The 13764-nt window shown below is 62.2% G+C and carries 15 protein-coding genes, 1 tRNA gene and 1 other RNA gene; 10 read left to right on the top strand and 7 right to left on the bottom strand.

The features are described 5' to 3' along the window. The first annotated feature begins 493 nt into the window (after window positions 1-493). Entirely contained in the window at window positions 494-664 is a 171-nt protein-coding gene (locus FLM9_RS08125; protein WP_218969734.1) for a hypothetical protein, read from the top strand. A gap of 124 nt (window positions 665-788) precedes the next feature. Here the strand turns inward: FLM9_RS08125 and cysS are convergent, their stop codons facing one another. The 4 genes from cysS to rnpB all read right to left on the bottom strand — a co-directional run bounded on the left by cysS (window position 789) and on the right by rnpB (window position 6308). Further along, window positions 789-2225: a cysteine--tRNA ligase gene (gene cysS / locus FLM9_RS04115; protein WP_074457390.1), complete on the bottom strand. Its 1437-nt coding sequence runs from the start codon at window positions 2223-2225 to the stop codon at window positions 789-791. A 28-nt stretch (window positions 2226-2253) separates the two neighbouring features. Beyond that, window positions 2254-5097 (bottom strand): DNA polymerase I, encoded by a 2844-nt coding sequence (polA, locus tag FLM9_RS04110; protein ID WP_074457393.1) that lies wholly within the window; start codon window positions 5095-5097, stop codon window positions 2254-2256. A gap of 65 nt (window positions 5098-5162) precedes the next feature. After that, window positions 5163-5810, bottom strand: coding sequence for a ribonuclease III family protein (locus tag FLM9_RS07960; protein WP_143324594.1), 648 nt, complete (start codon window positions 5808-5810; stop codon window positions 5163-5165). A 95-nt stretch (window positions 5811-5905) separates the two neighbouring features. Continuing rightward, window positions 5906-6308: RNase P RNA component class A (gene rnpB, locus FLM9_RS04100), an RNA gene on the bottom strand. Window positions 6309-6381: 73 nt separating this feature from the next. On the opposite strand from rnpB, the gene FLM9_RS04095 reads away from it, so the two are divergent. From FLM9_RS04095 to FLM9_RS04085, 3 genes are all read left to right on the top strand, one after another. Further along, window positions 6382-6455: transfer RNA gene (locus tag FLM9_RS04095), tRNA-Arg, on the top strand. A gap of 69 nt (window positions 6456-6524) precedes the next feature. After that, window positions 6525-6860 (top strand): DUF8670 family protein, encoded by a 336-nt coding sequence (locus FLM9_RS04090; protein WP_074457391.1) that lies wholly within the window; start codon window positions 6525-6527, stop codon window positions 6858-6860. A 154-nt stretch (window positions 6861-7014) separates the two neighbouring features. Further along, window positions 7015-7488 carry a DUF8661 family protein gene (locus FLM9_RS04085; protein ID WP_074457389.1) on the top strand — a complete coding sequence of 158 codons (474 nt, stop codon included), beginning with the start codon at window positions 7015-7017 and terminating at the stop codon, window positions 7486-7488. A 13-nt stretch (window positions 7489-7501) separates the two neighbouring features. Here the strand turns inward: FLM9_RS04085 and FLM9_RS04080 are convergent, their stop codons facing one another. Then, a complete protein-coding gene (locus FLM9_RS04080; RefSeq protein ID WP_074457388.1) occupies window positions 7502-7765 on the bottom strand; it encodes a CRR7 family NDH-1 assembly protein in 264 nt (87 codons plus the stop codon). Further along, a complete protein-coding gene (locus tag FLM9_RS04075; protein WP_074457387.1) occupies window positions 7758-8507 on the bottom strand; it encodes a glutathione S-transferase family protein in 750 nt (249 codons plus the stop codon). Before FLM9_RS04075 ends, FLM9_RS04080 begins: the two co-directional genes overlap by 8 nt. 69 nt (window positions 8508-8576) lie before the next feature. On the opposite strand from FLM9_RS04075, the gene FLM9_RS04070 reads away from it, so the two are divergent. The 3 genes from FLM9_RS04070 (at window position 8577) to FLM9_RS04060 (ending at window position 10421) form a co-directional block, all read left to right on the top strand. Beyond that, entirely contained in the window at window positions 8577-8786 is a 210-nt protein-coding gene (locus FLM9_RS04070; protein WP_074457386.1) for a DUF751 domain-containing protein, read from the top strand. Between the two features lie 3 nt (window positions 8787-8789). Continuing rightward, a complete protein-coding gene (gene rbfA, locus FLM9_RS04065) occupies window positions 8790-9176 on the top strand; it encodes a 30S ribosome-binding factor RbfA (RefSeq protein ID WP_074457385.1) in 387 nt (128 codons plus the stop codon). 345 nt (window positions 9177-9521) lie between these two features. After that, window positions 9522-10421 (top strand): calcium:cation antiporter family protein, encoded by a 900-nt coding sequence (locus FLM9_RS04060; RefSeq protein ID WP_074457384.1) that lies wholly within the window; start codon window positions 9522-9524, stop codon window positions 10419-10421. On the opposite strand, the gene FLM9_RS04055 is transcribed toward FLM9_RS04060, so the two are convergent. Continuing rightward, window positions 10418-11656, bottom strand: coding sequence for a trypsin-like peptidase domain-containing protein (locus FLM9_RS04055; RefSeq protein WP_081340184.1), 1239 nt, complete (start codon window positions 11654-11656; stop codon window positions 10418-10420). The genes FLM9_RS04060 and FLM9_RS04055 overlap by 4 nt on opposite strands. Before the next feature lie 29 nt (window positions 11657-11685). Here FLM9_RS04055 and FLM9_RS04050 point away from each other — a divergent pair, with 29 nt between their 5' ends. From FLM9_RS04050 to FLM9_RS04035, 3 genes are all read left to right on the top strand, one after another. Beyond that, window positions 11686-11961, top strand: a complete 276-nt coding sequence (locus tag FLM9_RS04050) for a DUF2973 domain-containing protein (protein WP_074457382.1) — start codon at window positions 11686-11688, stop codon at window positions 11959-11961. Between the two features lie 55 nt (window positions 11962-12016). After that, window positions 12017-12388, top strand: a complete 372-nt coding sequence (locus FLM9_RS04045; RefSeq protein WP_438801332.1) for a DUF8663 family protein — start codon at window positions 12017-12019, stop codon at window positions 12386-12388. 293 nt (window positions 12389-12681) lie between these two features. Continuing rightward, window positions 12682-13629, top strand: a complete 948-nt coding sequence (locus FLM9_RS04035) for an NAD(P)H-dependent glycerol-3-phosphate dehydrogenase (protein WP_074457379.1) — start codon at window positions 12682-12684, stop codon at window positions 13627-13629. Window positions 13630-13764: the final 135 nt, after the last annotated feature.

Genomic DNA, 13764 nt, shown 5'->3' with positions numbered 1-13764 from the left:
CCTGGCAACGGCGGCAGATGTTGGCCGCTCTACCTCTCTCAAGCGGCAGACCCCTCTGCAAGAGATAGGGCGGAACTGACCCCCTTCACTCGGTGAATACTCTAGAAGTGGTGAAGGCGCTTTCCACAACCACTTAAACAAATCCCTTCCCATCACGAACCATGAAGCTACCCGTAGACGAGTACAGACAATGATCCCCAGAAGAGTACCAGCGCAATCACAAATAACAGAGTAAGCAATAAAACAATGATGATAAATAACCAACTCAATAATAAAACCGCTGATTCCCGGACTACAGAGAGCATCCGGCGGCGCCTGCTATTGGTTTTGGTGGAGGGGCCATGTCTGCCAAGCCAGCGCCAGCAGTCAGGCTGCACCCTGACTCCACTTCCCCACAGGTCATTCTAGGCATGGGCTGTTCCCATCCGCCAGGACTGGAGCCTGAAGCCCCATCATGCCTACGTGGTTGTTGCCGTCACTGCCTACAGGTGGCTTGACACCCCTTCTTGTTACCCTGGGGGCGATCTGGGCGGAGATCAAGGCCAGTGAAGCCAGGCAAAACAAGCGAATTGACGAACTGCGTAGTGACCTGAAAGACGGCCTGGGCAAGCTGGAGGCCAAGGTGGATCACCTGATTGAGCGCCACGTGGGAACCACCAGCTAATCCCTGCCTTCAATGAGTGGATGACCTCCGTGACGAAGTGAAGGGTCTCCCCTTGAAGATCATGGAGATGCTGCGCAAAGCCTCCCACTAACCCTCCGTCAGGCCACACACCGTCCTTGACTGGTCAAGCCCGCAGCCAGTGGGTGGTTCCGTCGGGACAGTCAACAAGGGTGATTCCCTGGGAGAGCAGTTCGGCGCGGATGCGGTCTGCCGTGGCAAAATCCCGATTCTGCCGAGCAACGCGGCGCTCTTCAATGGCGGCAGCAACGGCGGCTTCGTCTCCAGGTACTGGCCCAGTCTCCGTGGCGGCGCCGGCCTCCAGCCCCAGCACCTCGGCCAACTCCACCAGGCTGCGCCAACTCCCCTCCAGACCGTGATCCTGGGCCGTCACCTCCCCACCCCGCTGGAGCCGATGGGCCAAAGCCCGCAGGGGGCGGGCCAGGGAAAACAGCACCGCCAGGGCGCCGGAGCTGTTGAGGTCATCATCCAGGGTGCGGGCAAAGGCTTCGTGCTGGTCCTGGCAGCGCCGCTGGGGATCGCTCCAGCCCAGTTGGGCGCCGTGGCGCTCACCCAGTTGCAGGGCAATCTTCAAGCCCTCCCAGCCACTGGCGGCGGCGGCCAGGGCCTCCCGGGTGAAGTCCAGTGGTTTGCGGTAGTGGGCCTGGAGCGCGAACAGGCGCAGGGCCATTGGGTGGATCCCCTCGTCCAGCAGGGCCTGGATGGTGGTGAAATTCCCCAGGGACTTGGACATCTTGGCTGCGTCCACGTTGACCATGCCGTTGTGGAGCCAGAAGTTGGCCAGGGGGCGACCCGTGGCCGTTTCCGACTGGGCAATCTCGTTCTCGTGATGGGGAAAGATCAGGTCCGCGCCACCCAGGTGAATGTCGATGGTGTCCCCAAATGCCTCGTGGACCATGGCGGAACACTCGATATGCCAGCCGGGCCGCCCCACACCCCACGGAGACCCATAGCCGGGCTCGCCGGGTCGGGACCGTTTCCAGAGGGCAAAGTCGAAGGGATGGTGTTTTCTGTCCGCTTCCGCCGCCACCAGCCGCCCGCTGGCCCCTTCCTGCTGCTGCTGGAGATCGCGCCCACTCAACTTACCGTACTGCTGAGCTTTCATCACGGCAAAATACACGTCCCCATCGGCGGAATAGGCCGCCCCCTTGGCCTCCAGCCGGGTGATCATGGCCTGAATCTGATTCAGGCAACGGGTGGCTCGGGGGTAGTCGTCGGCCCGCAGGATGTTGAGGGCGTCCATCTCCGCAAAGAAGCCGGCAATGTTCCGCTCGGTGACGGCTTCCATGCTGCTGCCCTCGGCCTGGGCCCGTTGGATAATTTTGTCGTCAATGTCGGTAAAGTTCTGAATAAAGCGCACCACAAAACCTTGCCATCGCAAGTAGCGGCGCAGAACATCCCAGACGATATAGCTGCGGGCATGGCCAAGATGGCAGGCGTCATACACGGTGACCCCACAGCAATAGATGGAGACAGCGGGTGAATGGCGGGGGGTGAAAACCTCCTGGCGACCGGTGAGGGTGTTGTGGAGCCTGAGAACCACTGGAGGGCAACGGGGTCGGCAAACCAGGCTACTTGGCCTCCATCCAGTTGGACCCTGAACGGGCCTCCACCCGGAGGGGCACCCGCAACGGCAGAACGGTTTCCATGGTGTGGCGCACCAGGTCCATGACCTGGGCACAGGCCTCCGGCGCCGCCTCCAGCACCAGTTCGTCATGGACCTGAAGCAGCAACCGGGCGGGCAGGGGGGCCAGCACGTCGTGGAGCCGCACCATGGCCAATTTGATGATGTCGGCGCTGGAGCCTTGAATGGGGGCATTGGCGGCGGCGCGCAATTGCTGGGCTTCCAGGCCGCCACGACGGGCCTGGTCCAGATCAATGGCCATGGGGTCGTCACCCCGGTACCGCCCCAGCCCCTGGGGAGCAAAATGAAACAGCCGGCGGCGGCCCAGCAGAGTTTCCACGTACCCCTGGCTGAGGGCCAGGCGCTCCTGCAACTCCAGAAATGCAAACACCCGCGGGTAGCGGCTGCGGTAGCGGTCCAGGAACTCCTGCGCCTTGGCCCTGGACACCCCGGTGGTGCGGGCAAACCGCTGGGGACCCATGCCGTAGATCACCCCGAAGTTGATGGTTTTGCCCAGGCGACGCTCTTCGGCACTCACCTCTTTTTTGTCCAGCAGCACCTGGGCAGTGAGTGCATGGACGTCATCTCCCCGGTTGTAGGCCTCCAGCAGCAGGGGCTCTTCACAGAGATGGGCCAGGATCCGCAGTTCAATCTGGGAATAGTCGGCGCTGATCAACTGCCAACCGGGCTGGGGAAAAAAGGCCTGGCGCACCTGACGACTGAAGGCCGTGCGGATGGGGATGTTCTGGAGGTTGGGGTTACTGCTGGAGAGGCGCCCGGTGGCGGTGACCGCCTGGTTGAAATCCGTATGTACCCGACCGGTTGTGGGATCCACCAGGGCCGGCAGGGCATCCACGTAGGTGCCCTTCAGCTTGCTGAGGGTGCGGTGCTGCAGGATAATGTTCACCACCGGATGATCCCCCGCCAGGCGCTCCAGCACCACGGCATCGGTGCTGTAGCCAGTTTTGGTCTTGCGGGACTTGCGCCGATCCAACTGGAGTGTCTCAAACAACAGTTGCCCCAGTTGCTTGGGGGAGGCCAGGTTGAAGGGGCGCCCTGCCGCCCCATGGGCCTGCTGCTCCAACGCCTCCAACTGCCGGGCAAGTTGTTGTGAGAGCGTCTGCAGATAGCCGCAGTCAATGGACATGCCGGTGGCCTCCATCCGGGCCAGCACCGGCTCAAGGGGCATCTCCACCATGGCGAACAACTGTTCCAGTTGGGGGCCTGCCGTGGCCAGGGCCTGGCGGAGGATGGTGGCGAGCCGGCGGGTCAGATGCACGTCCATGGCACAGTATTGGGCCGCGGCCTCCACTGCCACCGCGGCAATCGTCTTCTGGTTGCCCACCAAATCCTGGAAGCTGGTGGGTAGAAAGCCGAAGTGACGTTGCGCCAGATCACTGAGGCCATGGCGACCGGCGGGATCCAGCAGGTAGTCCGCCAGGAGGGTATCCATCACCACCCCGTTGAGGCGCAAGCCGTGGTGCAGAAGAACGAGGCGGTCGTATTTGGCGTTTTGCAGGCATTTGGGGTGTTTCTCACTGGCCAGCCAGGGCGCCATGCGGGACAGCACCAGGTCCAGATCCAACTGGGGACTGGCGTCCTGGTGCCCCAGGGGGATATAGGCCATGTCGTTGTTGTTCTCTCCCCAACAGATGCCAATGCCCACCAGTTGGGCCTGAAAGGGATTAAGGGAGGTGGTTTCCGTATCCAGGGCCACGGGTTCCGCCGGATTTTTGGACGCCTCCAAGCACTCCAACAGCGACGCCAACGCCGCCTCCGTGGTGATCAACCGGGGTGCAAGCCGGGGGCCACTGGTTTCATGGCCAGCCTGATGGTCAGCCCCAGAGTGGTGGGGTCCGTGAGGCACCGCCGTGGTGTCACCGCCAAAGCAGCGGCGAAAGGCGCCCAGTTGTCGGCTCAGGCTTTGCAACTCCAACTGGCGCAACTGGGTGGCCAGGGCCGCGGCATCCAGGCCCACCAGGGCCAGAGGGGGCGGCTCCGCCAGCGGCACGTCCACACGGATGCGGGCCAGAGTGCGGGAGCGAAAGGCGCTGTCTCGATCAGCCTCCAGCTTTTTGGCGAGGCTGGGCTTGACGGTCACCAGGCCACTGTAGATGGCGTCCAGATCCCCATACTCCGCCAACAGGGTGACGGCGCTTTTGGGGCCGATGCCCCACACCCCGGGAATGTTGTCGCTGCTGTCGCCGGTGAGGGCTTTCAGGTCCACCACTTGGTGGGGAGCCACCCCCAGCCTCTGCCGCACTGCCGTCTCGTCCACCAAGCTGATTCCACGCCCCCCATAGGGACCGCCACCCATGTAGAGGCAGGCCACGTCCTTCCGGTCGTCCACCAGTTGAAACAAGTCCCGATCCCCACTGAGGATGCGCACCCGCCAGTCCTGCTCCACAGCCTGCCGGGCCACGGCAGCGATCACGTCGTCGGCCTCAAAGCCGGGGGCCGTGCATACGGGGAGCCTCAGGGCCTCCTGGAGCAGGTGTTGCAGGTTATGCACGTCCTGATGGAACTCCTCCGGCGCATCCCCACGGTTGGCCTTGTAGGTGGCATCCAGGTGGTGGCGAAAGGTGGGCTGCCCGGTATCAAAGGCGATGACCACCCCCTGGGGTTGCAACGCCTGGGCAGCCTCCAGCAGCGCCTTGAGGAAACCGTGGGTCACGCTGGTGGGAATGCCGCTGCTGGTGCTCAGTCCCCCGTTACCTTTCGCCAAGGCATAGTAGCTGCGAAATGCCAGGGAATGGCCATCCACCAGAAGCAGAAGTTGTGCGTCAGCCATGGTCGAGACAACAGGGCCAGACCACAAGCCTGCCATGGGCTGTGCGGCGCCCATGGCGAATGTCATCAGCCTGGGGATGCTGGCTGACGGTGGAGCGCGGCCCAGGCCTGGGCCGCAGCGGCTTGCTCCGCCTGGCGGCGGGAGGGACCGCGACCCTGGCCCAGCAGTTCCCCGGCCACGTGTACCCGGGCGGCAAACCGCCGGGGATGACCGTGGGCAGCCTCCACCTCCTCGGTAACGTATGTGGGCAGGCAGGCATGGGTCGCCTGGCTCCATTCCTGGAGTGCCGTTTTCCAATGGTGGAGCTGGGGCTGGCTCAGCAGTTCCTGGACCAGTGGCAGCCAACGGGATTCCAGCCAGGGGTACAGTTCCCGCAACCCGTCCCCGCCCCCAAGCCGCAGGGCCTCATGGAGGCCCCCCAGCAAGGCTTCACAGCTTCGCGCCAGGATGGCTGTAGTTGCTGTGGAGTCGTGCCGGGCGTGAACTCCCATGTGGATCAAGGGTTGGAGATCCATGGCCTGGCCCAGGCGGGCCAACTCCCGGTTACTCACCAACTGGTTATGCACCCGGGACAATTCACCCACAGGGAGTTCCGGCCAGTGTTGACGAAGGAAGCCGGCCGCCAGCAGGCGGAGCACCGCATCCCCGTGGAACTCCAGCCGCTCGTTGTCCATGGCCAAGCCTGCGGAGCGGTGGGTCAGGGCTTCCTCCACCAGCGCCAGTGCTGGGGGGTGGCAGAGGGAATCCAGGCTGAGGCGCTGCAGCAGAGCCTGGAGCCGGGCTTGGCGCTGGGAGGTGAGGGAAGGGGGTGGAAAGCAGGACATAAGCCGGGTTCTGTTCCTGGGGAGGTCTCCATGGAATGCATTCCTCCCCAGGGGCGACCATCTCTCTAGGACCTGTGTTACCACAGGCCTCAAGCGGCATGTTTGAGCAGAACCGGCACATGGCCAACCTTGGTTCTTCGCCTTGCTCCCGGCTGGGGTTTACCGAGCCAGCACCTCTCGATGCTGCTGGTGCGCTCTTACCGCACCTTTGCACCCTTACCTGTGCCGGGGCAAAAGCCGGGGCCATCGGCGGTGTGTTTCTGTGGCACTATCCTCACGGTCACCCGCACTGGGCGTTACCCAGCAGGCCTGGCCATGGGGGAGCCCGGACTTTCCTCAGCACGCGCCGAGCAAACTCGGCCGTGCCGCGGTCGCCTCGCCTCCTTTCCGTCACAAGTGTATGGGGTAGTCTGGCTCCGTGGTGTTCAGTGTGACGCCTCTGTGACGTGCTGACGCTGTTGGGGCTGTGGCTCAGTTGGATAGAGCAGGGCTTTCCTAAAGCCAAGGTCGTGGGTTCAAGTCCCTCCAGCCCCGTTCCCCAATCGTGGCCCCATTGCCAAGACTCTCCATGACGTTACGATGGACCAGTTAGCGGGTGAGACCGTGACCCAGCTTCATGCTCTGCGCCTAAGGCTGCTGGTGCAGCAGGAAAGTAACCGCATCATCCACGAGCAGATTGAGGAACTGGACCTCTCGGTGGTGCAAGCCCGGAGTCTCTGTTGGCTGGCCCTGCTGGCGGAGGCCCACGAGGAACAGGCCAGTGACGCGGAACGGCGGGGGAACACGGAGCAGGCGATGGGATGGTTTGCGGATGCCATGCGTTTGCGAGACGCGATCCAGTTGGTCAGCTCTATTGAAATTCCACTTCCCGAGGAAATTTTCCTTCCCGGGCACAGCGAGCACAAGCACTTTGGTGAAGACATGCCCCACCTCAAGTAGTCCCAGGCCGGGCTGACGGTCTTGCCAACGGCCTCAATCCTGCGCTCCCGTTGCCAAAAACCCGGATTTTGGCTGAAAAGTTGTCTTTTTCGTGTCAGAGGTTGACCATCAACGTCGTTCCCTGGCTAAAGTACAATCAGTTCCAGGTGGGAATTTGTCTGCACCATCCGAGGGATACTGCCAGTGTCCGGATTGTAAGCGATTTTATCGGGAGCATGATCGCCTGATCCGCGAATACCCCACACTGCGACACCAACAGGAGTTGATCTGGACCTCCCTACAATCGTTCCGTACCCTGGCGGTCCGTGTTCTGAAGGAGTTGCAGGAGGAGGAGGCCAAAGCCGTTGGCCTGGAAGATAGCGCCTCCGCCAATGAAGGGATGGGTAAGAAGCATGCCATCATTGCGGAACTGGAGAACATCAATGCCTACCTTTTCTCCGTCGAGGCACTGCTGGAGCGAATCTTCACCACTAGGCTCCCCGACTCCGTGGAATCCAAGTTTCGGGAAGTTGCCGGTGAATTGGCCCCTGATCCCCTCAATTCCGACCGTTTGCGCTTGAATCGCCTTCTCCACAAAACGCTGGACTTGGCCGAGTGCGATAACAACCAGGACACAAGTCAGACCTAGGCTTCAGGATTCATCACGGGGAATCCTGCTCCAGGCGCACGGCGTACCACTGCACCCGCTGGCCGGGAGCCACCTCCAGTTCACAGGCGGTGTCCAGAAGATGGGCGGCCCGTGCCGGGATGTCGGGAAGGTGGCGAAGGTCGGCGGGCACGTGGTCCATGGCGGCCAGAGTCCGTCCCAGCCAGGCGGCGGTTTCCCTTTGATCAGCCATCCACTCCACTTTGCCAGGCTCCAGGATCACGTAGTGATCCATGGCCCAAATCATGGGATCAGCCATGGTTGCTCGGGTCGGAAGGCGGAGTCCGGGCAGGCTCACCACGTCCCACAGCCCCATAGAGCTGATCCCGCCAGGCAAAAAGAGGTTCAAACAGAGGATGATCCGCAATGCCGGGAACACCACGGCCCCCCAACTCGGCCCCGGCGGCGGCGGGAAATTTCAGCCCGTAGAGCTGGGCTGCTACGGCAATGTCCGTCGTGCAGTACTGCTCACCAAGGAGAGGTTGACCATTGGCCACAAGGGCTGTCAACCGCTCCAGGGCCTGCTTGAGTTGCTGAAGGCCTGTGTGGGTGAAGATCTGGCTGATGCCCGCCACCATGTCCCCCGGCAGCGCACCCATCACATCCCGCAAAGGTGCCGGTGTGGCTTGGGGGAGCAGGGCCTTGCGCAGGTGATTGTCCTGGCTGACGGCTTGCAGCAGGGCCATGCGCGCCCCATGGGCCAGGGTTGTATCGGCCCAGCTTTCCCAGATCAAGGCCCGGGCCCGCTCCTGGGGATCCCCAGGCAGCAAAGGTGGTTCGGGCGCCTTGCTGTCCAGATGGCGGGCGATGGCCACGGATCCTGCCACCAACACGTCTCCGTCTTGCAGCACCGGCACTTGCCGCTGCCCGGAGCGACGGAAGAGGTCCACTTGGCCAACACCGGGGGTGACCTCCTGCACGGCGTAGGGAAGGGCCTTGGCGCTCAACAGCAGACGAGCTTTCTCGCAAAATGGAGAGTGACGGAATTGAAAAAGTTTCACAGGAGCCCTTGATGGTTTGCCACACTCTTCCCCATGCTCGCGGGCAAAACATAGCCTTGGGATGATGCCATGGGAAAGCTGCTCGCCACCCTGACCAAGTACCCCCGCTTTCTGCTGGGGTTTGTCCTGGGCATCTTTATCTCTGCCGTCAGGCCCTTTCTGGATTGGGGGCGTCGCAGCCCTCTTGCTGCCGTGGCCCTGATCGGCGCCGTCATCAGCGGCGCCATCTGTCTGATGCAGATTCTTGATGCCATGCTCGTGGTTTCAGGAGAAGCATAACCCATGGCGCAGGAGCGACGGGTCATGAGGGTGGCGGCCTTGATCAAGCGAGAGCTGGGTCGGATGCTGAGCGGCCAGCTTAGGGATGAGCGGTTGACTCGCTCCATCATCACCATTACCGCCGTGGACGTCAGCGGGGATCTGCAGAACTGCAAGGTGTTTGTCAGCCTCTATGGAGGAGAGGAAGCGGGGCAGGAGGCAGCCCTCAATGGTCTCAAGGCCGCCAGCGGCTTCTTGCGCAGCCAATTGAGCCGCCGTTTGGAGTTGCGACGATGTCCCAAGCTCTGGTTCCACCAGGATAAAAGCACGGAAGCTGCCACAACCGTGTTGGGTCTTCTGGAAAGACTCCAGGGGGAGGACCCTGTCCAGGAAGATCCAGGCAGCGGCTGACCAGGGGGACGGCCCTATGGATGGACCGATTGGGTCTCAGGCTCGGGCTTGCCGGTTTGGGCTGAACCCCGAGTCAGTAGATTGAGGAGAGCCTGGCGATCCTCTTGGTCAAGCTCCCCATGGTTGTCCCAACCCAGTGTGAACAGTGTGGAGTCAACGGACAGCATGGAGGGCTTGTGGAGAGGCTTAAAATTATTCCAAGAAAAGGAAAGTAGTTCGGAGGAATTCAGGATTATTTAAGATGTGAACGACAGTTGCCCGGCATGCCACGGGCGGTGACGGGCATTGGGCAATACTGGTCTTCGGCAAGATAAACACTGCTTTTGCTGGAGTGCCTCGGCGTTGATGTCCCGTGATCTTGGCTTTGCCCTGCTGGAGCTCTTGCTGGCCACCGGGTTCACCATTGCTGCTGTAAGACTGCTGGTCATCAACGGTCTGGAAGGGCTTGCCCAGGTTTTAGGGTGGTCGGCCAAAACCAAAGGTCAAATTCTGGGCTATGCCACCAGCCTGCCGGAGTTGGTGGCGGTTTTGGCCACAGCGCTCAACGGCCGGGAGAGCTTGGCGGGGGGCTTTTGGAATATCGCCTCCAGCAACGTGATCAACCTGGTGCTGTTTCTGGCTGCTGTGGTGTTTTATCTGCGCCACTGGGAACTGCTCAACCCCCGTTTCATTGAGGAAATCAGCTTCTGCGGTTTCTCGGTGCTGTTGCCCCTGGTGCTGGCCGCCACCGGTGTCCACCCTTCTCTGGCGCTTGGCCTGGCTCTGCTGGGTTGCTTCCTGGGCTACCAACTCCTGGACCGTAACTTGGCGGAGTTGCAGGGGAAGCGGGGCCAGGAGTTTGAGGGGCAGCCCCTGGATCAGGGCGAAGGGATCGCAGCAGATCACACACAACACAGCCGCAGGATGGCCCTTGCCTTGTTGATGACGGGATCCGTAGTGCTCACCATCGCCGGCCACCGCTTGGGCAACAGTGCCGAACTGCTCATTGAGGCCATCAAACTGCCCGCCTGGCTGGTGGGCTGCTGCCTGGGGCTGGTCACGTCCGTTCCGGAACTCACGTCTTTCTTTGAGCTCTACGGCCGCAGCACAGGCCAGGGGGAGACCCGCAGTCTTGATGCCACCCAGGCCAATCTGGACACGTTGGTGAGTTCCAACATGGCCAACATCGGCCTCATCTATCCCTTGGGATTGGTGGTCTTTCAAGTGAGTGAGTGGCTGGGGTTGGATGCATTGATCGGGACTTAGGGCTGCAGGGGGATGCGGCGCCAATAGGTACCGTCCTCCACGGCCCGGTTGCGTTGCTGCAGCACGGCCATATCAACAGGAACGACCGTCACCTGCCGCTCCCGTCCCTGTCGCCACACATCCAGCCTCAGCAGCCCCCCCACGCCCGCAACCTCCACGGCCTTGAGCAGTTCCTCCGGGTTGGTCACCTTTGTCCCCCCCGCTGCAAGGATCACGTCCCCGGTGCGAAGTCCCGCCTGCTCGGCAGGGCTCAAGGGCAGCACGTTGGCCACCAGCACCCCTTGGCGCTCCGGCAGCCGGAAGCCACGGTCACTGTTCCGATTGAATTCACGGGCCAACTCGGGCGTCAGGGGACGCAAGCCGATCCCCACCATGGCATGGCTCACCTTGCCTGTCCTGATCAGCTCTTCGGCAATGCTGCGGGCCCGGTTGATGGGAATGGCGAAACCCAGGCCCGCCCCCGGCCCACTGCGGACCAGGGTGTTGATGCCAATCACCTCACCGGCGGCATTGAGCAGGGGGCCACCGGAGTTGCCGGGATTGATGGCCGCGTCCGTCTGGATCAACTCCAGCCGCTTGTCGGTAATGCCCAGCTTGCTGATGTTGCGATTGAGGTTGCTGATGATTCCCATGGTAACCGTGTTATCCAGCCCGAAGGGATTGCCCACCGCAATGGCCCAGTTCCCCACCTCCACGGCATCGGAATCCCCCAGGGGAGCCACCGGCAAGGGGGTGGGGGACGTCACCCTCACCACGGCCAGATCGGTCACGGAGTCCAGACCCACAACAGTGCCGTCCAGGGTGCGGCCGTCGGTCAGGCGCACCTCCACCTGATCACTGCGTTCCACCACGTGGGCATTGGTCAGGATTAACCCCTCCTCCGCAAAGATGACCCCTGTTCCCTGCTCCCGTTGGGTGCGCTGCCTGGAGGAGGGGCCGTTCTCGAAAAACTGGTCAAAAAACTGGTTAAAGAACGGGTGCCCCAGGTCCTGGGAGGGCAAGCGCCCAACGGTCACGGTGCGCACTATGTCAATGCGCACCACGGCGGGTCCCGCCCGCTGCACCGCCTCCGTTACAAACGACTCGGGCATGACGGGCTCCCGCTGGGCAACCCCCGTGGGGGGGACCGCCAGGGAACCCAGCCCCAGGCTCAAAACCAAAACAACAGAACGGCAGCCAAGGGGAGAGGAGGGCCAACACCATGGTGCTGGCGGTAGCGGAAAGGGAAGTGCCATGATCATCATGTAGCGCGTGTAAGCCAGCCATGAGCCAGATCATTCCCGTAGTCTATGGAATCTGTTTTGTCTTGCTGCTGGTCCAGGCCATACGCCTCATGGGTCGTGGGTTTAGCGCAACCAGCAGCAGGAAGGACCGCGCCTCCACCAGGTCGGTCACCGTCCATCCGGAATTGCTGGATCAGGAGGGCAACCTCCTGGAGGACGAGTTGCTCACGGTGCGTTTCACCGGGGATAACGAACCGCCAGCAGCAGCCAGCCCCGATGAGCAGCCGGATGATTCTCCCCCCTTGGCCCCCCGCTAGGGCAACAGCTCCTTGGGGTGTCTCAACCAATGCACCAGATCCCGTGAACAAGAGAATGCGAACCGTTGCCGCGGTCTTGAAGGGCTTGAAGCTCCCCCCCCGCTTCAAGCTGCGGCAGGTGAAGGAAGACCCGATCCGCCTTGAGCTGACCCTGACCCCCGCCTACGGCAAGGAACCCATCCTGGTGGGCTTTGTGGAGTCTCAGGATCTGGTCACATGGCGTGATCGGGATGGACGCACGCCCCGGGACCTGCAAGGCACCTGGGACTGGACCGTGCGCCACGGCACAGTGAGCACAGGGGGCTGGAATCCCTATTTGAAGGAAGCGCTGCAAACCATGTTCGAGACCGGGCTCCCCGCCTACCTCTACGAGGAGGTTACGGGCGAGGCCTATCACCCGGTGGACGGCACCCGGCACGTACGCTAGATGTTCCAGCACGTGCCCCAGGTGCTCCAGTTCGAGGCTGTCTTCTCCCCGGGGCGTGGTTGGGATGAGAACACAGGAACAAGTTCTCAATAAACATGGCATTTTGGGCCATGGCCAGACACACTGGAAACAAGGTCTTTGGGTTTCCTTTATGTTTCGTCCCCATCCCCCGGCCAGGTTGCTGGAAAACCCCTTGATTACGCTCCTCACCGCCACGGGCCTGGTGAGCACTCTCACCTTCTCTTGTGTGGTGGCCCTGTGCTGACCGCCTGCAATCTCCTGTAATCCTAAATATGGCGCGCACCGTTGCTCTGCTGGGTTTGGGCCTCTGGGGTCAGTGCCTGGCCCAACTCTTCCGTAGTGCCGGGCATCAAGTGCAGGGGTGGAGCCGACGATCGGGTGGTGACCCTGGAGACTGCCTGGCGGGGGCTGATCTCCTGGTCAGCGCTGTTTCCATGGCGGCCCTGCCCGACCTGGCCCCCCGGCTCGGACCCGTGATTCCCCCTGGCCTGCCCCTGGTGAGCTGTTCCAAGGGTATTGCCGTTGATACCTTGTTGACGCCTCTCGGCCTATGGGACCAGTTCTGTCCCCAGGCTCGAGGCTTGGTGCTCAGCGGACCCAATCTTTCCGCTGAATTGCGCCAGGGCCTACCGGCAGCCACGGTATTGAGTTCCCACCACACAGCCCTGGCCATGGAGTTGCAGCATGTGCTCAGGTGCCCGCAACTGCGCATTTATTGCAACGACGATCCCCGTGGCACCGAACTGGCCGGTGCATTGAAAAACACCATGGTAATTGCCGCTGGCGTGTCGGACGGCCTGGGCCTGGGGAGCAATGCCAAGGCCTCCCTCCTCTGTCGTGGCCTCAACGAGATGGGCGTGGTGCTCAGCGCCCTGGGTGGTCAACCGCGGACTCTCTACGGCCTGACAGGATTGGGAGACCTCCTGGCAACGGCCAACAGCCCTCTGAGCCGCAACTATCGCTTTGGCCTGGAGTTGGGTCGCGGTAAAACACCGGCAGCGGCGGAGGCCTGCTGTGAGGGCACCGTCGAGGGCATTCCCACCACCCATGCCGTTGTGGCGTTGGCAGAGCGCCACGGCTTTGCCGTACCCATTGCTCAACAGGTTCTCCACCTGCTTGAGCAGCGCACCACCCCCAGGGAATGCGTGGTTGCCCTGATGGAGAGACATCTGCGGCCTGAGGCCCAAGTTGCCATGGAGGTGGGGTTTTCACGGCAATGAATTTGCCCGCGCCCCTTCACGTTTCTAAATATTTCGTTACACTTTGAGCAGTGACCCCGCTGGGCCATGTCTGATTCCCCTTCTTCCCGCTTCGGCTTTGTTGACTTCGCAGAAACCTGGAACGGCCGTCTGGCC

This window comes from Candidatus Synechococcus spongiarum (genome assembly GCF_900047545.1).
GTDB lineage: Bacteria > Cyanobacteriota > Cyanobacteriia > PCC-6307 > Cyanobiaceae > Synechococcus_B > Synechococcus_B spongiarum_C.
This window is presented reverse-complemented; position numbering and strand designations above follow the sequence as displayed.

Bases quoted from the DNA above. Each gene is read 5' to 3' on its own strand.
- rbfA (WP_074457385.1), top strand. From the start codon at position 8,790: ATGGCGCAGGAGCGACGGGTCATGAGGGTGGCGGCCTTGATCAAGCGA.
- FLM9_RS04050 (WP_074457382.1), top strand. From the start codon at position 11,686: ATGAGCCAGATCATTCCCGTAGTCTATGGAATCTGTTTTGTCTTGCTG.
- FLM9_RS04035 (WP_074457379.1), top strand. From the start codon at position 12,682: ATGGCGCGCACCGTTGCTCTGCTGGGTTTGGGCCTCTGGGGTCAGTGC.
- FLM9_RS04055 (WP_081340184.1), bottom strand. From the start codon at position 11,656: ATGGCACTTCCCTTTCCGCTACCGCCAGCACCATGGTGTTGGCCCTCC.
- FLM9_RS04070 (WP_074457386.1), top strand. From the start codon at position 8,577: ATGGGAAAGCTGCTCGCCACCCTGACCAAGTACCCCCGCTTTCTGCTG.
- polA (WP_074457393.1), bottom strand. From the start codon at position 5,097: ATGGCTGACGCACAACTTCTGCTTCTGGTGGATGGCCATTCCCTGGCA.
- FLM9_RS04080 (WP_074457388.1), bottom strand. From the start codon at position 7,765: ATGGCTGATCCCATGATTTGGGCCATGGATCACTACGTGATCCTGGAG.
- FLM9_RS04060 (WP_074457384.1), top strand. From the start codon at position 9,522: ATGTCCCGTGATCTTGGCTTTGCCCTGCTGGAGCTCTTGCTGGCCACC.
- FLM9_RS04045 (WP_438801332.1), top strand. From the start codon at position 12,017: ATGCGAACCGTTGCCGCGGTCTTGAAGGGCTTGAAGCTCCCCCCCCGC.